The organism is Bradyrhizobium sp. USDA 3262 (genome assembly GCF_054060035.1).
On sequence record NZ_JBSSCT010000001.1, the window covers coordinates 5,290,326 to 5,307,934 of the forward strand.

Here is a 17,609-nt window from a genome sequence, read left to right on the forward strand (position 1 = left end):
TGACCCAAAGCAGCTCCTGCTACCTTTCTTGCTTGGGCTTCCCGTGGGCTTCCTTTTTACGTGCCTCGGTTTCGGACGTCCAGAAAAGAAAAAGCCGGGCACTGGGCCCGGCCTCTCGCTACGCTGCTGCCTTCTCGGTCAGTTTTCGCTGCCACTCGACCACCTCGTCGAGGAAGAATCCGATTCGCATCGGCGACAGTTCATGGGACTGAGGGAAGCGCTTTTCCTTGACCATGCGGTGCAGGGTCGACCTGCTGACCGGCAGCCGCTTCAAGACCTCCGAGACCGAGATCATCTCTCTGACCTGCGGGTAGGCGTTCGGCTTCGTGTTGGTGTCGACGTCCGTCATTTCTTCTTTCCAAATACAGTTTCGATTGTGGGCTCGTTGGGCCGCTCTGGAGCGGTCCAGCTTCGTGTCGGGTTCCTGGCGCCCTTGACGCGGAAGTCCTGCTCCTGGCGCGCCCGGTTCAGCTGGGTGACCATCACCTTGAAGCCGGCGAGGCAGGCCTGGTCTGCATCGCGGAAGGTCTTCGGCTGGCCATGCTGGTCATGGACCCACATGGGTGGCTTACCGGGGATGCCGAAGGTCCCGAAATAGAGGCCGTCGATCTGACCGTGACCGACAGCCGTCGAGTAGTAGGAGGTCGCCAGCTTGCTCCTCATACGGCGACCTGGGCCTTGATCGAGGGGTGCGGGGTGTACCCGGTCAGCTCGAAGTGCCCCAGCTCGAACGCGAAGATGTCGCGGACGTCCGGATTGATCTTCAGCACCGGCAGCGGTCGCATGCCCCGCGTCAGTTGCTCGCGCGCCTGGTCGAGGTGGTTCAGGTAGAGGTGCGTGTCGCCGAACGAGTGAACGAACTCGCCGGGCTGCAGACCTGTGACCTGGGCGACCATCATCGTCAGCATGGCGTACGAAGCGATGTTGAACGGCACGCCCAGGAAGACGTCCGCCGATCGCTGGTACAGCTGACAGGACAGCTTGCCGTTCGACACATAGAACTGGAACAGGCAGTGGCAGGGCGGCAGTGCCATCTGATCGACCTCAGCCGGGTTCCAGGCTGAGACGATCATGCGACGCGAGTCCGGGTTGCGTTTGATTGTGTCGACGACATTTGCGATCTGGTCGATCGTTTTGCTGAAGCCCAGGCTGAGCGTCTGACCGAAGCGTTCGCCGTGATTGATGGTCTGCTCCCCGGTCTTCTCGAACGCAGGCCAGGAGCGCCACTGCGCGCCATAGACCGGACCGAGATCGCCGTTCGCGTCAGCCCACTCGTCCCAGATGGTGACGCCGTGGTCGTGCAGGAAACGGATGTTGGTGTCGCCGCGGAGGAACCAGAGCAACTCGACGGCGATCGCCTTGAAGGGCAAGCGTTTGGTCGTCAGCATCGGGAAACCGGCGCTCAGATCGAAGCGCATCTGATGACCGAAGATCGACATGGTCCCGGTCCCGGTTCTGTCGCGCTTGACGCCGCCCTCGTTGAGGATCTTGTAGAGTAGGTCGTGGTATTGCTTCATCGTTTCACCAGCGCTTCCGCCTGTTCCTTGGAATCGTAGGGACCGATTGCGTCCCAGCAGCCTGCCGGCTCCAGTTCGAGGATCCACCAGCCGGCCAGCTCCTCGCCGACCTCCTCGGGCGGCAGGAACTTGACCTCGGTCTGGTTCAGCGTTGCGTTCGTCATCGGAACAGTTCCTTGGCTTTCTGGAATTTGCTGTCGAGACAGAGCGAGAGGTGCCCCGACGAAACGCGGGCTTGGCAGTTGTCATGCGGCTGGCTGCTGAGGATCAGCGCGACGGTGAGGCCGATCCCGACACCGACCAGCAGGGTGAGGATGTCCTTCATGGTCATGCGCTCACCGCCTTGATTTGCTCACCGGGGACCAGCTCCAGGAGCCACTTGATCCGCGACTCTAACCTCCGGATTTCCGCGCGTTGCTCCCGGTTCTCGGTCAGCTGCGCGTTGTTGTGCTGGAGCAGCTCGGTGACTCGAGCCGAGTGCTCTTCCTTCGCCTCCAGCGAAGCCACGAGGCTGTCGAGCAGGAAGGGCATGGTGCGGATGAAGCCGACGAGGGCCTTGGCGCGGTCCGCCGCGGTCGGGGAGTGCCCGGTGAATGCGTAGACGATGCCGCCTTCGCCCAGGACCATGTTCATCTGCGTCTTCTCTTCCATCTGCGGGAAGGCGACGCGGGTCCTGGCGAGAGTCGACTTGTAGTCGGCGAGGTGTTCGGCGTCGGTCTGCGTGGGGGTGACAGCCCAGATCGGGTCCTGCACCTGGGCGAGCAGTCGTCTCGCGTCGGCCACGTAGGCAAGCATCTGTTCTTTGGTCACGATGGTGTCGGTCACGTCCTGCTCCTGAAAATCCAAATCGAAAAAAAAGACGGCCGCCCGGGGAGGGCGACCGCCTGTAGTCGGTGCCGTTACTTCGGCTGAACCAGCTTCGCGATGTCGGGCTTGGCGTTGGCGAAGCCCTGCAGCACCTTCTCGAACTCCGAGGAGTGAGCTGCGATCCAGTCGCGGTTGGCGACGAACACGGCGTCGACCTGGATGGTGTTGACCGCCTTCGATCCGAACATGCCGGAGGGCTGGATGCCCTTGTAGGTGCCGGCCGGGATCTCACCGTAGGTGTAGACCTGCTGGCCGCGAGCATCCTTCGCGCCGTTCGCCATGTCGCGGTCATCGGTGCCGACCAGCACGATGCTGTCCGCGTACTGCGGCGCCTCGTTGCGGAGGAACGGAGCGTTGAGCGCCGTGATGATCAGCGCGCACTGAGCTTCCGAGCCGTCCGAGACCATGCTGAGCGCGAGGGTTCCGGTCGCGTCGGTGGTGCGGACCTTGCCGTAGCGCTTCTTGTCGGCCATGACGAACGCGGCCCAGGTCGTGTTGGCGCCGGAGCCTTCGGGGCCGACCGCGACCGTGTAGGTCTCGTTCAGGTCGACCATGCGCGCCGAGGTGTAGGCCTTGCGATTGCAGATCAGGTTCGCCTGCTCCTGGTAGAGCACGCCGGCACGCTGCAGCGCCGAGATCGCCTTGGCGTTCTTGCTCGAATAGACGAGCAGGGCGTCGGACTGCACGAACGCGCCGTCGCACTCGCCGGCCGTGACCTTGTCGAGGTTGTCCAGCGAACCCTTGCTCTCGATGACCTCGATGCCCGGGGCATGGCGCTTCAGGTGCTGGCCCGCGGCGTAGTAGTTCAGCTTGGCGTTGCCGGTGCAGAGACGGAACTTCGTCGTGTCAGCGGCCTCGGCGGTGGTGACTGCCGATAGACCGAGGGTCGCAGCGGCGAGCAACAAAAACAGCTTCTTCATCTCTTCTCCTTTTGCGAGCCCCACCATGGGGCCCGCTCTCCGAAATCGAAACGTTTGCTTTTGAGCAAACGTCAGGGCATCAAAAGAACCAGCGGCGGATCGGATAACCGCGGGCGATCTTGACGGCGACGGTGACCACGAAATAGAGGCCGAGCGCGCCGAGGGCGTGGTTGAGGAGGAGCGCGACGATCATGCGCTAACCGGGTTGGGCAAACCCGTCTCCGCGTTATAGGCCTGGTCCGGACGGCGGCTCAGGCGCGTGAGGTCTTCTCCGTTCATCGCCAATCTCTTCATCTCCTGGATGAGGAAAGTGACGCCGACGCCGATGTTCGGGAAGTCGCCGCCGTAGCTGCGAAAACCGCTCCAGTTCTCGGGATAGATCTGCGGCGGTTCGTCGAAGGCGGTGTCGTCATGGTTGCGGCGGTCGAACACCGCGTCCAGCTGGCCGACGCCGGCTTGGAACAGCTCACCATTCGAGACGTCCACGCGCTCGTTGGCCGGTCCCCACATTGCGTTCTGCCGCGCCAGCTCGTTCACGATGAAGTCGAGGGCGGCCTTTTCTGCTGCGATTGCGTCCAAGTCAGTTAGCTCCTGTTTGCATTGCCTATTTGCATTCAAGCGAACGGGTCGTCAAGAGGAAACTCAACGATCGTCGCCATCTCCTTGCAGTGTGCCGCGATCGACACGCCCGCGCAGTTCCATGATGTTGGCGAGGGCGATATCGCCGAGGCTCATGCCCATGCCGTGGGCGAGAGCAGCGAGATACCACAGGTTTCCGCCCATCTCCTTGACGATGTCCGACTTGCGCTTCGGGGTGAGGATGCCACCGTCGTCGCGGAAGATCTTCTTGACCTTGTTCTGGACCTCGCCGGCCTCGCCGAGGCCCAGCGCCGGGTACCAGAGCTTCATGTCGTCGCCGTAGGCGATCGTCTTGATGGACTGCGCCTGGTAGAGGTCGAAGCCACGGATCAGCTCTTCGGCTCTGATCGGCTCCTTTGTGTCGATGTTGGTATTCACGATGCTCACGTCTGCTCCTTGAATCGTAGTTCGTCGGCGAGGTCTTGGAACATCCGGACGACGTCTCGCTGGTTGCGACCCGACTGATCGTTCCAGTCGAACGGATGCTTGTGGAGCTGATCCTTGATCAGCTTGACGAAGCGCGCATACGCGCCCCGGTCTTCCTTGCCAGCCGCTCGGCGAATGGCGCCCTCGATGTCGAACGCGCGAGCCTCCTGGCTGAACACGGGGCAGGGCTTACCCTGTTGATCCCGTGCGCACGTCTTTTGCGTCCACCGTCCGGGCTTCGAGAACAGCAACAGGCACCGCTCCACAATTTCGAGTTCGGTGTGCATTGCGCGTGCTGAACTCCCATTCGAATGACGCAATCCGGCTGATGTCGCGGCGGCCGAGCCTCATGAGGTCGTACGCCAGGTGGTGCATTGGGACTCTCGACGGGAGGATCACGAAATCAGGCGGCGTGTAGACCGCCTGATCCGTATCCTTGTCGATGATCCAGAGGCGCTTGTGCCTCTTGGCGACGAACAGGCGCATCAGCTGCAGCCGGTCGTCTCGCCACACGTCTCGCACTTCAGGCAGGTGCCGTTCCGCACCATCGTGAAGCTGTGGCAGTTGCCGCACTCGTCCCCGGTGAAACCGGACATCTTGGCGACAGCCCGCTTGTCGGGAGCTGCGTCAGCGATTTCCTTTTCCTCCGGGGCCGGAGCGGCGATCACAACGTTGTTGATCACCGTCACCGGCTTCTCGACGCCTGTGCCCATCGCCGTGTGGTTGCTCTCCTCAGGCGTGACGTGGGCCAGATCATCGCGACCGAGATAGCTGATCGCGATGTCCCGGAAGACGAAGTCGATGATCGACGTCACCTGCCGGATGCGGTCGTGCTCCTGGACGAACCCGGAGGGCTCGAACCGGAAGAACGTGAAGGCGTCGACGAACTCGTCGAGCGGCACGCCATACTGCAAGCCGAGGCTCACAGCGATGGCGAAGGCGTTCATCATCGACCGGAAGGACGCGCCCTCCTTGTGCATGTCGATGAAGATCTCGCCCAGCCGACCGTCCGGATATTCGCCGGTCCGCAGGTAGACCTTGTGGCCACCCACGATTGCCTTCTGCGTGTAGCCGCCGCGCTTCGACGGGAGTTTTTCCCGCTTGCGCACCAGCTTCTCGACCACCTGGACCAGCGTCTTCGGCGCCTCGGCCGGCTCGTCACCGGTCGGTTCGTCGTCGACGAGTGCGGAGCTGAGCGGCTGCGACAGCTTCGAACCATCGCGATAGATCGCGTTGGCCTTCAGCCCGAGCTTCCAGGACATCCGGTATGCCTTCGCCACGTCCTCGACGGTCGCGGTGTTCGGCATGTTGATCGTCTTGGAGATCGCACCCGAGATGAACGGCTGAACGGCAGCCATCATCAGGATGTGACCCTCGGTCGCGATGAACCGCGTGCCCAGCTTGCCGCACGGGTTGGCGCAGTCGAAGATCTGATAGTGCTCCGGCTTGAGACCGGGGGCGCCTTCCAGCGTCATCGTTCCGCACACTTCCGTGTTGGCCTTCTCCAGCTCGGCGTCGGTGAACCCGAGTTCCTTCCATTTCGTGAGGAAGCGGATGTCGAACGTCGACTTGACCTGGGCCTCCGGGATGATGATAGACGCAGCCCGCAGGGCCAGGTCGAACTTCGACGGCAGCACGCCCGTGCCGATGGCGTACTTCGAGATCGCGTCGATCTGCGTCTCCGTGTAGCCGAGCTTGCGGAGCGCAGCCGGGACCTGCTGGTTGATGATCTTGAAGTAGCCGCCGCCGGCTAGCTTCTTGAACTTCACCAGCGCGAAGTCCGGCTCGATGCCCGTGGTATCGCAATCCATCAGCAGGCCGATCGTGCCGGTCGGGGCGACGACGGTCGTCTGCGCATTGCGATAGCCGTAGAGCATGCCGAGATCGAGCACGTCCGCCCAGATCGCCGTGGCCTTGCCAGCCATCACGGTCTGGGGCAGGGCATCCCAGTCCAGCCGAGGCGGACAGATGCTGAGGCCCTCGAACTGCGTCGAACCCGCTTCAGCCGCGGCGTAATGGTTGGCCATCACACGCAGCATCGCGTCCCGGTTCTCCTCGAACTTGACGAACGGACCCAGCTCCCGCGCCATCTCGGCGGAGGTGCGGTAGGCCACGCCCGTCATGATCGCAGAGATGGCACCAGCCATCGCTCGACCTTCGCGAGAGTCGTACGGCAGACCCATCGCCATCAGCAGGCCGCCGAGGTTGGCGAAGCCGAGGCCGGTGGTGCGGTACTCGTAGGAGAGCAGCGCGATTTCCCGGGAGGGGAACTGCGCCATCGTCACCGAGATTTCCAGAACGATCTGGATCAGGCGACAGACGTGGATGAAGGCATCAACGTCGAACTCCCAAGGGCCGTCCGTCTTCAGAACGTTCCTGCCGTAGAACTTCAGCAGGTTGGCCGAGGCCAGGTTGCACGCCGTGTCGTCCAGGAACATGTACTCCGAGCACGGGTTGGAGGCGCGGATGCGACCACCAGATGGGCAGGTGTGCCAGTCGTTCATGGTCGTGTTGAAGTGCAGGCCGGGATCGGCCGACTCCCACGCGGCGCGGCAGATCTGATCCCACAGATCGCGAGCAGGGACCGACTTGACGGTCTCGCCCGTGGTCCGCGACTTCAGGTGCCACATGTGGCCGGCATCGACCGCCTTGAGGAAGTCGTCTGTCACCGACACGGTGTTGTTCGAGTTTTGACCCGACACCGTCTCGTAAGCCGGAGACTGCCAGTCCACGTCGAACTCCGGGAAGTCGAACGGCTGACCCATCTCAGCGAGCTGGAGAACGCGCTGGATGTAGCTGTCCGGCAGGAACGCCGCACGGGCCGCACGGATAGCGCTCTTGACGCTCGGGCTCTCCCGGCTCTCCCGGCTCTCGCCCCAGGCGTCGTAGATGGCGCTCAGGTGCTTCTTGGCAGCCTTGGAGCCAGCCACCAGTGCTGCGACCTTCTTTCTCCTCCTCAACCTTCCAGCCGATGTATTCCTGGATGTCCGGGTGATCGACATCTACAACGACCATCTTGGCCGCGCGCCGCGTCGTGCCACCCGACTTGATCGCGCCGGCAGCCCGGTCACCGATCTTGAGGAAGGACATCATGCCGGACGACTGGCCGCCACCGGACAGCTTCTCGCCCTTGCCACGCAGGTTCGAGAAGTTGGAGCCCGTGCCGGAGCCGTACTTGAACAGGCGGGCCTCGCGGGTCCACAGGTCCATGATGCCGCCGTCGCCGACCAGATCATCCTCGATCGACTGGATGAAGCAGGCGTGCGGCTGCGGGCGCTCGTAGGCGCTCTTGGAGCGGAACTCCATGTAGTTCTTGCCGTTGCCGACATCGCGATCGGCGACGTACCAGTGGCCCTGGGCGGGGCCGTCGATGCCGTAGGCCCAGTGCAAGCCGGTGTTGAACCACTGTGGCGAGTTGGGCGCGAACATCTGCTGAGCCAGCATGAAGCGCAGCTCGTCGAAGAACGCGAGCGCGTTGGCTTCAGCGTCACGCAGCTTGAAGGCGTCGCCCTTCTTGGTGCCCTCAGGGGCGAAGTAGCCGTTCTGCCAGCCCCAATAGGTCCAGCAGCCGGCGAGGCGGTCGAACACCTGCTTGGCTGAGGTCTCGGAGCCGAAGGTCAGCTCGTTCTCGGCCGCGTCGGGAGACGAGTACGCGCGGTTCGGGATGCGGCGCGACAGCCACATCGGCACGCCCTCCTCGTAGACGGGCTCCAGGTGGTTCGGCACGCCGGCCTTGCGGAAATACTTCTGGGCGAGCACGTCGATGGCAACCTGAGACCAATGCTCCGGCACCTCGATGTTCTCCATGCGGAAAACGATCGAGCCGTCCGGGTTCTTGATCTCGCTGGTCGCCCGCTTGAACTTGATCTTGTCGTAGGGCGAGTTGACGCCGGCAGTGAAGAGTCGGTCGATTCTCATAAGGGACTGTTTTTCTCGTTGACGTTGGACTCAGCCGCCGCGCTTCGCCGAGGCGTACGGGTAGCGCTTGGAGTTATCGATGCGGGTCTCGCGCTTGAGCGGGACGAACTTCACCGGCAGCTTTCCGATCTCGGAGAGGATCTCCTTGATGCGATCACCATCGTTCCGCGGATCGAGCACGCGCAGCTGATCGGTCAATGAGTCGACGGCGGCGCTCTCGGCGTTGGTCAACCGGCGCCGTGCGTGGATGGCGGTGTAGGAGTTCTCGTAGGTGAACTTCTGCTTGGGTGCCGGCTTCGGTCTGGCCAGGAAGGCGAAGGCCTTCATCAGGCCGCCCAGGATATCGGTAGCTGCTTCCACTTGGTGCTCCTTTTGCATTCAAACAAACGTCAAGGCAGAGAACGAATGCGGCGTCGGATCTGCTGTCGGGTGAAATTGGTGACGTACGGGGTGCGCGGCGATGATGCGAAATGCACCTGGGCCCACGATGTCCGGACTCGGAAGTGGACCACATAGTGTCTTCTGTTCTGATCGAGATAGAACTCGTCTATCTCACCATCATCCATCAGCTGCTGCGCTTCCTTCTTGATGTCTCGAACGTGAGCCTTCATCTTTCCCTCTCTTCGGGAACGGCCTCTTCGGCCACGCCCGCTTGGGCCGCTTCTCGCGAGGCGCCTCCACGTCGGGATCGACCTTCGCCAGCATGCGGCGTCTAAACTCTTCGGTGTCCTTGGCGATGCGCTTTGTCCGCGCGATCTCGGTCACGTCGGCCCCTCGCTTCGACGCCTTCGACCCGAAGGTCTTGGCTGCGTGGCAGTCGACGTGCTTGGCGAAGATGTGCTCCTCGTCGTTGGCTGGAGGCACAGTGTCTTCCGCCACTGGATCCCAGCACCGCAGCTGCAGTGCTGGGACATGATCGAACTCGGTGTCGTCGAGCTTGCCCAGGCGTTCACCGCAGGACGGGCATTTGCTGTCCTGCCGGATCACCACCTTGAGCTTCACCGTGACTGGGATCGCTTTTCTGAAGCCAGGCGGCGGTGGGAGAGGGAGGGTGGCGTCCATGCGCTTTTCGTATTTGCATTTATGCAAACAGTCAAGCGGCCAGACGCTTTATTTTCCTCCGATAGAACGACAGTCCGGCTTCAGTGAACTGGCCATCGACAGCAGCGAAGCCTTTGCGGATCAGCGCGTTCAAGCTGACCTGCTCGCGCTTCGTCGCGGCAACGGCACCAATCGTGAAGCCGGCGGTCTCACGCCAGTGCTTTTGGGTGGGCACCCACTGCTCCATGAACCGGAACTGGGCTTTCGACAACCGAGGTCTGGGCATCAGTCCAACTCCGGATCGACGTAGAAGCGCCACTCCAGGCCTTCGCGATGCCATTGTCCGGCGCACACCGGGATGACCTTGTTGGCGGAGTTGAACTCGTTGTCGTTCGCGTGGTCCTCATCGCCGATCAGCTCACGCAGCTCCTGCGTGGGGATCAGCGTGTCCGTCCAGACCAGTTCGGTGTTACCGACCTTGATCCTGGCGAAATCCGTCAGCGAGTTTTCGACCTGCGAGATGGCGTGACGCAGGTCGGCCAGCTCGGAGAGGTACATGGCAGCATTGGTCGGTCCGCCGGCTGGATCGGTGCTGTCGAGACCAAAGCGTCCGATCTTGCCGAAGATCCGGAGGCAGCGGCCGATTACCTCGACGACCTCGCCGGACTCCTCAACGACTCTGGCGACCTTGCCGTCGACTGTGATGGGAAGGTATCTCGGGTTCATGCGCTGATCTCGATCTTGAGCTTGTTATTGAGGATGGCGTCGACCTGCTCTTTGACGTGCGCTTTGACGCGAGCGTTAACCTGGTCCTCGATCATCTTCTCAAGTTTCTTCCGGTTCCAGTGGCCCCAGACCACATGGCTGATGGCGCGGATCACGAAGTTCTCCACTTCGTCCGTGTTGCGGAAGCGCTGGGCGGTTACGCCGGTCACCTCCTGGCGGACCAAGGTCTCGATGCCGTCGCGGCTGAGGCCCAGCTCGTTGAACAGGATGTTTCGGACAGCCATGTGGATCGCCGCGTGGGACGGGCGGGATTCTGTCTCGCTCATTTCAGGCTCTTCATCTCGATCTTGAGGGTGGTGAGGTTGTTGCCGATCAGGTAGGCGAGGACTCTCATGGCCTTGAAGTGCCAGACCCTGGTGCCGTCAGGCTTGACCACGTTGAGCCTGCCTCGTGGAAAGCGGGGCGGAGCCTTCCATCCCTTCGGCGTGGTGAGCAGAATGCCAGCCTCCTCGGCGGGCATCTTGTTGAGCGTGTAGAAGTTGATGTTCTCCACGCACTGTCTGGCGATGTCGTCAGCGTGCATAAGGCACCTTGGTGATCTTGCCGGCTGCGATACGCCTCTCCAGCATCTTGAAGGCAGCCTTCAGCGAAGGGGCGACGCAGCAGAACGCGCCGCCCCAGAACCCGGTCTCGCCGCAGATGATCGGCCGATAGAACTTCACGCCGCCACCGCCTGGGGATAGAGCATCGCCAGCTCCGCCTTGACGCGATCGACGATGCGGCCAGAGAAGTTGTCCGGGTGCCGCGGATCGGTGATGATGCCGTCCTCGATCTCGACGTCCTGAGCCTCCGTGTGCGGATTGTCAGCGTGCCAGAGGCCGTAGAAGTTTCGGATGCCCCGGTGCGCGAACACCAAGCAGCCGGCATGATCCGGCGGCGGAGGGTTGAACAGCACCGGACTGAGCGTGAACGGGAACTTCCAGCTCCACGGATCGAGCCAGCGCTTCAGCGCGACCTCGTCCTCGCGGACGCGCTTGATCACGTCGGCGACGATGCCGTCTTCGTCGAGATACGATCCGAACCAGTCCACGGCCTGCGGCTTCTCGCCCTTGCCGATGCCACGGACCAGATTGGACAGCTTGTTCAGCAGGTTTGCCATTTACGCGGCCTCCTCGTTGCGCCGCTCTTCGTTGTCGTTCGCGGCCTTGTAATTCGATTGCGCCCTGGCTTCCTTGAGCAGCTCGTCCAGATCGATGCCCGGGATGATGTGGCTCTGGATGGTTTCGAGAGCTGCGTCGAAGTAGGCCTTGAAGTCTTCCTCGCCCATCGCGTCGAACGCCGTGGAGGAGGGGATCATGATGATCTCGCCGGCCGTGGTCATGACGGGACGAACGACGCCGTTGGCGAGCAGCAGCGTGTCGTGCAGCGACTCCTCGCTGGCGAACAGATCGGTGTTGTTGGTCACGATGCGCAGGATCACCCGGTACAGGCGATGCCTGGGACCGCTCCGGGGCTGAGCGAATTGGGTCCGAACCGGCACGTTCTCCGGGATCGACTGGAACATTTCCACGTCGTACGCGGCGTGCGGGATCAGGTGGCCGTCGACCTTGCGGACGAGGATCCACTTGCTCTTGGACTTGTTGCTCGCGCTCATGCGTTGGTTCTCTTCATGTCACCTCAGATCAGTGATCCCTGCCGGGACCGCTGGCTTGTGGATCTCGGTTTGGGTTGGGGTCTCGGCCTGTCGTCCCGCTGCAGCTGCTCGACCTTCACCCGGCATGCCTCGATGAGCGTTTCGATTTGCTCTTCGTTCAGGCCGTAGTCCTCGCGGTGGGCCCGTTCGTCGGCCCACCACTGACGAAGGGAGGAGGGCGGGCCCTCTGAGAGTGAGATCCCCCAGAGGGCCAGCTGCATGTAGGCCGCAGCCTTATCCGGCATGGGCCGCACGCTTCAGCTCCTGCGACTTGTCGCTGAGCTTGCCCATGACGTAGGCCTCGCCGTTCGACGAGAGCTTCTTCATGTCTTCGATGAAGCCCTTGTCGGCAGCGATTTCCATCGCCTGCTTCGTGCGCTCGATGCCGGCGATCTTTTCGACCCAGAACGTCACGATCTTCTTGCCTTCCTCCGCGGTGACGGAGGCCTCGCGAGCCGGAGCCTTATCGTCGTTGGCCGCCGGCCGGCGCTCGTCACGCTGATCGTCGCGACGGTCGCTCGACCGGTTGTTGCCGGGGTCCTGATTGAAGTCGTCGGCTTCCTCGGACGAGTAGGCGTCGCCGTGCAGGTCGGCCAGCTTCAAGATCACGCGATCCTTCGCCCGCTTCTCCGCCATGGCGTACGGATACGCCGCCATCTTGCCCTTGACCTTGTAGTTGCCGCCGACCTCGTTCTCCTTCGAGATCAGGGCCTCGCCGATCGACCACTCGGTCTTGCCGTTTGCCTCGCCCATGACGAGGATGACGGCCTCGTCGCGCTCGGCACGCAGGATCTCAGGCTTCGTCCACTTGATGCCGATGGCGGCACCGAGGCGCTCGACGTCCTTGTGCTTGACGACGGGCGTTCCCTGGACTTCCCAGATCGAGTCGCGATCGATATCGACCTTATGCTTGTCGAAGACGTCGTAGATCTTGTCGAGCTTCGGGTTCTTTCGCGCCATGGTTTTCTCCTGTGACTATGCGGCGTCTGCCGCGGGGGTGGGTTTGTCGTTGCTGTTGGCGGCCTTGCGGGAGCGGGTCGCCTTCGGTTTGGTCTCGGGCAGGGGACGGCCGGAGTCCTTGTCGGCCTGCTTGACCGCCTCCTTGTCGATCTTCACGAGCATCTTGCCGTCGCTCGAATAGGAGATCGTCACGCCCTTGCCGGACGCGATCTTGGCGTCCTGCGGCATCTTCTTCTTGATGTCCTTCTTCGCCTTCTCGTGCTCGTCGACGGAGGTCTTGGTCTCCACCATCTTCTGAGCCAGGTCGCACCACTCGTTGTCGCCGCTCATGTCGGCGATGCGAACTTTCTCGAGCAGCGGGACCGAGATCGTCGGCGTGCCAGGCGTGCGGCCGGTCTGGACGCAATCCCAGAAGTCCTGCTCGGCCTGGAGCATCTTGGCCTGGTAGAAGATGTCGGCCTCGACCTCCATGACGACGTGCTGGGCGGCGCCGGTGATGATCGACAGGTACGAGAGCGGCAGGTCCATCACCATCATGTTGTGCTGGCACTGCGCGTAGTACTTGTCGTAGGCCTTCTGCTTGTCGAAGCCGAAGGGCATCATGAACTTGAACTCGACCATCGCGATGACGGGAGCGTCGTCCGCCTTGCGAACGAGTCCGTCGAGGGTCGCGTGAGCCTTGTCCCAGTCCTTGTAGAAGACCTTGTCCTGCTCGTTGGTCACGGCCAGGTTCATCTGGAACTCGAACCAGTCAGCATTCAGCTGCTCGGTCGTGTTACCCATCTGGACTAGCAGGATCTCGGACATGTCCTCCTGCTCCTGCTCGCCGCGCTTCTCGCGCCACAGACGCTCGATCGCCATCAGGTCGCCAGACATAATGATGCGCGCATCCGATCCACCGAGGGACGTCATGCGGGCAGCGCGGGCCTCATCGCTCATGCCGAGGTGGCGGGTACGACGTAGAAACTGCATCTCACTTCTCCTGTTCAGCGGTATTCCCGCCAGATGGCTTTCTCGCCGAGGGTCTCGACGAAGGCCGCGTGCAGCCGCCGCTCCTCGTCGGTCAGCCTGGACGGCAGAGGAACGGGCCGCTGGCGCGCAGCGGGTAGGTTGTCGATGGTGACTTCTTCCTTCTCGCCGAGCAGCGAGAGGCCGTATTGGCGGCCACCGCGCAGCTCGACGTAGACTTCGCTCAGCAGCTCGGCGTCGAGCAGGGCGCCGTGCAGCTTTCTCCTGCTGGTATCGATGTTGAAGGCCGAGCAGAGACCGTCGAGGGTGTGACGGCCACGCGGACGCTTCGCCTTCGCCAGCTCCAGGGTGTCGACGATTTCGTTCTGGAGCGGCGGCATATCGAGCCGGTCCAGCTCGTCGTTGATCATCCCGAGATCGAAGGGAGCGTTGTGCGCCACCAGCCGCGCATCACCGATGAAGGTGAGGAACTGGTTGACGACCCGCTTGAACGTCGGCTTCGTCTTCAGGAACTCATTGCTGAGCCCGTGGACAGCGAACGCCTCCCTGTGAACCGGATGCGTGGGGTTGACGTACTTGTGGAACGTCTTCCCCGTCGGCAGCCAGTTGTTGATCTCGACGCAACCGATTTCCACGATGCGGTCGACCTTGCGCTCGATGCCCGTGGTTTCGGTGTCGATGATGATCTCTCTCAAAACGATCTCCGGGTGATCGGGTCGATCCCGTCGTCACGAAGTTGGGCGAACACCTGGTCTCGCAGCCGATCGGCGAGCGTCTGCGACGAGTCCAGGAGGGCTGAGATCGACAGCTCCACCTGCTCGCGGGAGCCGACGATGAACGACGCCTCCAGCCGGCAGAGACATGCCTCGTGGACACGTCTCGCCGAAGGCGTCGGTGACCTCCGGGCTACGCGGCATTGGTGGGCGCGTGGACGACTGGCAGGCCACGTCCGATGCTCGGGCGAGCGAGATCGGGGTGGTCCTGCATCCATTTCTGAACGAACCAGAGCTGACCGCAGCCGCCGCCGATCGTGTCCTGACCGGCCGGATCGAACACTCGGACGTCGTAGCCGCGCTCGACCAGCTTGAGGCTGAAGTCAGAGGCCAGCGAACGCTGGTGCTCATTGGTCGCCGGCATGCCTTCAGACCGCTCGCAGACCACGCTGACGGTTGCGTTCCAGATCAGTGGATCGAACAGGCCCCAGAGGCGCTCGGCGTCCTCGATCGAGGAGTTGCCGTCGTGAGCGCAGTAGTTGAAGAACGGGTTGCGGCCGGTGACCTCGTGCCAGATCATGCCTTCGGTGGCGATCTGGAACAGGTTCAGCTTCTTCTTGAAGGGGACCAGCGCGTCACGGGCAGCGTCGGTCGACTCGTGGACCGAGAACTGCAGGCCGATGGTCGGGATCTCCATCGAGATCTCGCGAACCCACTCATAGTTGATCATCGGCGCCGAGGTCGAGATCAGTAGCGCAGCGTTCGGATACAGCCGGTACAGTTGACGGAGCGCCGGGACCAGGCCCTTCGGATTGAGCAGCGGCTCGCCCATCGACATGAACATGATCTGCAGGCGCTTAATCTCGGACGCCTGGATGCCGGTCTGCTCGATCGAGTGCTCGACCTGAGCGATGATTTCGTCGGCGGTCAGCGACCGCACGAAGTTGTCGCCGGCCCCGCAGAAGCGGCAGCCAACCGGGCAGCCCGACTGCGTGGAGCAGCAGATCACGGTGCGGGTGGCGTAGTCCGGGTACTTGTAGAGCACCGACTCCGCGACAGCGGTGCCGTTGTCGAACACGAACTTGGCGACGTTCTGTGCGGCGTCGTCGATCCGCTTAACGTTATCCCAGGCAGGTCTCACGAGGTGATTTCCTTGAAGCTGATGCCGTCCGATGGGACGATGCAGAGATCTCTCTTCAGGCCGGCCATGATGAAGCCGGTCGTGCGGGTTCGGATTTCGTAGACAGTCTGCCGGTCGTGGGATTTCCTCGTCGGGCAGTAGAGTTTGTGAACCAGCTCGGAGTCGCCTCCGCGAGCGAGTGCGATGGCGGCTTTGGTGAGCCGATCGGACAGACGAGCTGCGTTGCACCAGCGCATCCAGTCGAGGACACCGAGGGCACGGTCGGTGTCGTTTCGCTGAGGCGAGTACTTCGCCGCGCCATCGAAGGGCTTCATCGAGCTGAAGAGACGAATGCGTTCGATCTCGACCAGCTCGGCGCGGGACATGCCGATCATGTTCCAGCCGCCGGAGCGCTGGCCCGATGTCAGCCAGCGACGCTCCTGGTCAGGCGTCTTGTCGATGACCTCGACGGCCTCGACGAGCAGCTGCCAGATGACATCGCTGTGCCGCGTTTTCTCGCCCTTCAGGGCCCACGCCAGCTCGCCACCATGGGCGAGCCAGCTGAGCGCTTGGATGCGCGCCTCAAGCGGGGACGAGTTGGTCATTCGCCACCGCAGCGTTGCCGTACATCTGACGGCGTCGCGTTGCCCGGTACTCGTAGCAGCCGTAGTGGACCCGCTTCTGCGAGAGCAGGATCTGCCCCTCGCGGGCATCCTTGAGGATGCGGTCAGCGATGACGTTCAGCTGCGCGATGTTCATGCGCTCGACGGTGCGCAGGACATCGGTCTCCGGGATCTCAACCTGGCGGTCGATCTGCAGGTGGCCGGTCCAGTAGACGAGGATGTCGCCGGCAGCGGCCTGCTTCAGCCAGTCGTAATAGTCGGACAGCGCGCCCGGCGAGATGTCGAGAACTGTGGTTTCGGTGTCGGACATCACGCCCCCACCTTGTTCTGGACGAGGGACGTGTACATGCCGACGATGTAGACCATGTTGTCGATGACACCGCCGAGATGGTCGACCGCCTGACGGTTCTCTTCGCGCTCGATCGCGGCCAACTCCTCTTCGCTGATCACGTCGTCGTCTTCGAAGTCATCGTCATCGTCGAAGTTGTCGTCGAACGGGTCGTACGGCGGCTCGGCCGCGCCGGAGCCATCGTCGAAGTCGTCATCGTTCATCGCTTGGACGATCACGACGACCTCAGGCATGTCTTCGAGGCCGAGGCACGGACCATCGGGCGGGCAGTTGCAGTCGGCGATCTGGATGCCGCCGCGGGCGGCCAGGTCGTCAGCGAGGAAGGGGAGCACGGTGGTGAAGAACGGATCTCTCATATGACCTCAGTTTGCATTCAAGCAATTGGAATGACGCGAAAAGGGGCGCCCTGGCACGCACGAACCAAAACAGGGCGCCCCTCGATTTTCCCCGCTCAACGGGGAAGCTCAGCTCTTAGAACGGGATGTCATCATCCATGTTGTCGTTGCCGCGCGCCGGAGCGGAGGAGCGGCTGCTGTTGCCACCGCGGCTGCCGCCACGGTCGTCGTTGCGGCCACCGCGATCATCGTCACGGTTGCGGCTCGACGAGCCACGATCGTCCCGACCACGATCATCGCGTCCGCGATCATCACGGCTCGACGAGCGGCCACCGCCGTCTCGGTCATTGCCGCGGTCGTCGTTGTCACGGTTGCCACCGCCGCCGTTGCCATCGCGCTCCCAGATCTTCTGGAATGCGTCGGACTGAGCGAACTGCGGGACCACGATCTCGGTCGAGTAGCGGTCGGCGCCGCTCTGGTCCTGCCACTTGCGGGTCTGGATCTTGCCTTCCAGATAGACCTGATCACCCTTCGCCAAGTTCTTGTCGATGAACTTGATGGTGTGCTCGTTGAAGACGACGACGTTGTGCCACTCCGTCTTCTCCTTCATCTCGCCGTCGCGCTTGTCCTTCCAGCGCTCCGACGTCGCGACGCTGAGGTTCGCGACCTCGTTGCCGTTCTGCATGCGGCGGATCTCGGGGTCCTTCCCGAGACGTCCCAGCAGGGTCACCTTGTTAACTGACATGTCGTCGTCTCCTTTTCTGCGTTTGCATTACCATTCCATTTGCATTCG

28 protein-coding genes and 1 pseudogene are annotated in these 17,609 nt (G+C 62.6%); all 29 read right to left on the minus strand.

Annotated features, from left to right (window positions below):
• Positions 1 to 118: 118 nt before the first annotated feature.
• Positions 119 to 349 (minus strand): helix-turn-helix transcriptional regulator, encoded by a 231-nt coding sequence (locus tag ACVWYP_RS24375; protein WP_456684142.1) that lies wholly within the window; start codon positions 347 to 349, stop codon positions 119 to 121.
• Positions 346 to 663 (minus strand): hypothetical protein, encoded by a 318-nt coding sequence (locus ACVWYP_RS24380; RefSeq protein WP_456684143.1) that lies wholly within the window; start codon positions 661 to 663, stop codon positions 346 to 348. Before ACVWYP_RS24380 ends, ACVWYP_RS24375 begins: the two co-directional genes overlap by 4 nt.
• Positions 660 to 1,517: a thymidylate synthase gene (locus tag ACVWYP_RS24385; RefSeq protein WP_456684144.1), complete on the minus strand. Its 858-nt coding sequence runs from the start codon at positions 1,515 to 1,517 to the stop codon at positions 660 to 662. The genes ACVWYP_RS24380 and ACVWYP_RS24385 overlap by 4 nt, the downstream gene beginning before the upstream one ends.
• The gene (locus ACVWYP_RS24390) at positions 1,514 to 1,681 is read right to left on the minus strand and encodes a hypothetical protein (protein WP_456684145.1); all 168 of its coding nucleotides are present in this window, start codon (positions 1,679 to 1,681) and stop codon (positions 1,514 to 1,516) included. Before ACVWYP_RS24390 ends, ACVWYP_RS24385 begins: the two co-directional genes overlap by 4 nt.
• On the minus strand, positions 1,678 to 1,848 hold the full coding sequence (locus tag ACVWYP_RS24395; RefSeq protein ID WP_456684146.1) for a hypothetical protein: 171 nt from the start codon (positions 1,846 to 1,848) through the stop codon (positions 1,678 to 1,680). Before ACVWYP_RS24395 ends, ACVWYP_RS24390 begins: the two co-directional genes overlap by 4 nt.
• The gene (locus ACVWYP_RS24400) at positions 1,845 to 2,342 is read right to left on the minus strand and encodes a hypothetical protein (RefSeq protein WP_304495106.1); all 498 of its coding nucleotides are present in this window, start codon (positions 2,340 to 2,342) and stop codon (positions 1,845 to 1,847) included. Before ACVWYP_RS24400 ends, ACVWYP_RS24395 begins: the two co-directional genes overlap by 4 nt.
• A gap of 74 nt (positions 2,343 to 2,416) precedes the next feature.
• Positions 2,417 to 3,304 carry a TAXI family TRAP transporter solute-binding subunit gene (locus ACVWYP_RS24405; RefSeq protein ID WP_456684147.1) on the minus strand — a complete coding sequence of 296 codons (888 nt, stop codon included), beginning with the start codon at positions 3,302 to 3,304 and terminating at the stop codon, positions 2,417 to 2,419.
• Positions 3,305 to 3,493: 189 nt separating this feature from the next.
• On the minus strand, positions 3,494 to 3,883 hold the full coding sequence (locus tag ACVWYP_RS24410) for a hypothetical protein (RefSeq protein WP_456684148.1): 390 nt from the start codon (positions 3,881 to 3,883) through the stop codon (positions 3,494 to 3,496).
• Between the two features lie 63 nt (positions 3,884 to 3,946).
• A complete protein-coding gene (locus ACVWYP_RS24415; protein ID WP_456684149.1) occupies positions 3,947 to 4,330 on the minus strand; it encodes a nucleoside triphosphate pyrophosphohydrolase family protein in 384 nt (127 codons plus the stop codon).
• On the minus strand, positions 4,327 to 4,656 hold the full coding sequence (locus ACVWYP_RS24420) for a DUF6197 family protein (protein WP_456684150.1): 330 nt from the start codon (positions 4,654 to 4,656) through the stop codon (positions 4,327 to 4,329). The genes ACVWYP_RS24415 and ACVWYP_RS24420 overlap by 4 nt, the downstream gene beginning before the upstream one ends.
• Complete coding sequence (locus ACVWYP_RS24425) at positions 4,559 to 4,855, minus strand: hypothetical protein (RefSeq protein ID WP_456684321.1); 297 nt, start codon at positions 4,853 to 4,855, stop codon at positions 4,559 to 4,561. The genes ACVWYP_RS24420 and ACVWYP_RS24425 overlap by 98 nt, the downstream gene beginning before the upstream one ends.
• A pseudogene (locus ACVWYP_RS24430) lies at positions 4,855 to 8,287 on the minus strand (adenosylcobalamin-dependent ribonucleoside-diphosphate reductase). The gene ACVWYP_RS24425 and the pseudogene ACVWYP_RS24430 overlap by 1 nt, the downstream one beginning before the upstream one ends.
• A gap of 30 nt (positions 8,288 to 8,317) precedes the next feature.
• Entirely contained in the window at positions 8,318 to 8,647 is a 330-nt protein-coding gene (locus ACVWYP_RS24435) for a hypothetical protein (RefSeq protein WP_304495111.1), read from the minus strand.
• A 198-nt stretch (positions 8,648 to 8,845) separates the two neighbouring features.
• On the minus strand, positions 8,846 to 9,349 hold the full coding sequence (locus ACVWYP_RS24440) for a hypothetical protein (protein ID WP_370143610.1): 504 nt from the start codon (positions 9,347 to 9,349) through the stop codon (positions 8,846 to 8,848).
• Between the two features lie 31 nt (positions 9,350 to 9,380).
• Positions 9,381 to 9,614 carry a hypothetical protein gene (locus ACVWYP_RS24445; protein ID WP_456684151.1) on the minus strand — a complete coding sequence of 78 codons (234 nt, stop codon included), beginning with the start codon at positions 9,612 to 9,614 and terminating at the stop codon, positions 9,381 to 9,383.
• Positions 9,614 to 10,054: a hypothetical protein gene (locus ACVWYP_RS24450; protein ID WP_370143608.1), complete on the minus strand. Its 441-nt coding sequence runs from the start codon at positions 10,052 to 10,054 to the stop codon at positions 9,614 to 9,616. The genes ACVWYP_RS24445 and ACVWYP_RS24450 overlap by 1 nt, the downstream gene beginning before the upstream one ends.
• Positions 10,051 to 10,380 carry a hypothetical protein gene (locus ACVWYP_RS24455; RefSeq protein ID WP_370143607.1) on the minus strand — a complete coding sequence of 110 codons (330 nt, stop codon included), beginning with the start codon at positions 10,378 to 10,380 and terminating at the stop codon, positions 10,051 to 10,053. The genes ACVWYP_RS24450 and ACVWYP_RS24455 overlap by 4 nt, the downstream gene beginning before the upstream one ends.
• Positions 10,377 to 10,637 (minus strand): hypothetical protein, encoded by a 261-nt coding sequence (locus ACVWYP_RS24460; protein WP_370143606.1) that lies wholly within the window; start codon positions 10,635 to 10,637, stop codon positions 10,377 to 10,379. Before ACVWYP_RS24460 ends, ACVWYP_RS24455 begins: the two co-directional genes overlap by 4 nt.
• Entirely contained in the window at positions 10,627 to 10,776 is a 150-nt protein-coding gene (locus ACVWYP_RS24465; RefSeq protein ID WP_194483221.1) for a hypothetical protein, read from the minus strand. The genes ACVWYP_RS24460 and ACVWYP_RS24465 overlap by 11 nt, the downstream gene beginning before the upstream one ends.
• Positions 10,773 to 11,213 carry a hypothetical protein gene (locus ACVWYP_RS24470; protein WP_370143605.1) on the minus strand — a complete coding sequence of 147 codons (441 nt, stop codon included), beginning with the start codon at positions 11,211 to 11,213 and terminating at the stop codon, positions 10,773 to 10,775. Before ACVWYP_RS24470 ends, ACVWYP_RS24465 begins: the two co-directional genes overlap by 4 nt.
• On the minus strand, positions 11,214 to 11,708 hold the full coding sequence (locus ACVWYP_RS24475) for a hypothetical protein (RefSeq protein WP_370143604.1): 495 nt from the start codon (positions 11,706 to 11,708) through the stop codon (positions 11,214 to 11,216).
• A gap of 273 nt (positions 11,709 to 11,981) precedes the next feature.
• Complete coding sequence (locus ACVWYP_RS24480) at positions 11,982 to 12,707, minus strand: trna delta -isopentenylpyrophosphate transferase (RefSeq protein WP_304495119.1); 726 nt, start codon at positions 12,705 to 12,707, stop codon at positions 11,982 to 11,984.
• Between the two features lie 15 nt (positions 12,708 to 12,722).
• Positions 12,723 to 13,679, minus strand: coding sequence for a YqaJ viral recombinase family protein (locus ACVWYP_RS24485; protein WP_456684152.1), 957 nt, complete (start codon positions 13,677 to 13,679; stop codon positions 12,723 to 12,725).
• 14 nt (positions 13,680 to 13,693) lie between these two features.
• Positions 13,694 to 14,371 carry a DNA polymerase III subunit epsilon gene (gene dnaQ, locus ACVWYP_RS24490; RefSeq protein WP_370143602.1) on the minus strand — a complete coding sequence of 226 codons (678 nt, stop codon included), beginning with the start codon at positions 14,369 to 14,371 and terminating at the stop codon, positions 13,694 to 13,696.
• Positions 14,372 to 14,582: 211 nt separating this feature from the next.
• The gene (locus ACVWYP_RS24495) at positions 14,583 to 15,530 is read right to left on the minus strand and encodes a radical SAM protein (RefSeq protein WP_456684153.1); all 948 of its coding nucleotides are present in this window, start codon (positions 15,528 to 15,530) and stop codon (positions 14,583 to 14,585) included.
• Entirely contained in the window at positions 15,527 to 16,114 is a 588-nt protein-coding gene (locus ACVWYP_RS24500) for a hypothetical protein (RefSeq protein WP_172647852.1), read from the minus strand. The genes ACVWYP_RS24495 and ACVWYP_RS24500 overlap by 4 nt, the downstream gene beginning before the upstream one ends.
• Positions 16,092 to 16,442 carry a hypothetical protein gene (locus tag ACVWYP_RS24505; RefSeq protein ID WP_028340917.1) on the minus strand — a complete coding sequence of 117 codons (351 nt, stop codon included), beginning with the start codon at positions 16,440 to 16,442 and terminating at the stop codon, positions 16,092 to 16,094. Before ACVWYP_RS24505 ends, ACVWYP_RS24500 begins: the two co-directional genes overlap by 23 nt.
• Positions 16,442 to 16,837: a hypothetical protein gene (locus ACVWYP_RS24510; protein ID WP_028340916.1), complete on the minus strand. Its 396-nt coding sequence runs from the start codon at positions 16,835 to 16,837 to the stop codon at positions 16,442 to 16,444. Before ACVWYP_RS24510 ends, ACVWYP_RS24505 begins: the two co-directional genes overlap by 1 nt.
• Before the next feature lie 115 nt (positions 16,838 to 16,952).
• Positions 16,953 to 17,561 (minus strand): single-stranded DNA-binding protein, encoded by a 609-nt coding sequence (gene ssb, locus ACVWYP_RS24515; protein ID WP_028340915.1) that lies wholly within the window; start codon positions 17,559 to 17,561, stop codon positions 16,953 to 16,955.
• Positions 17,562 to 17,609: the final 48 nt, after the last annotated feature.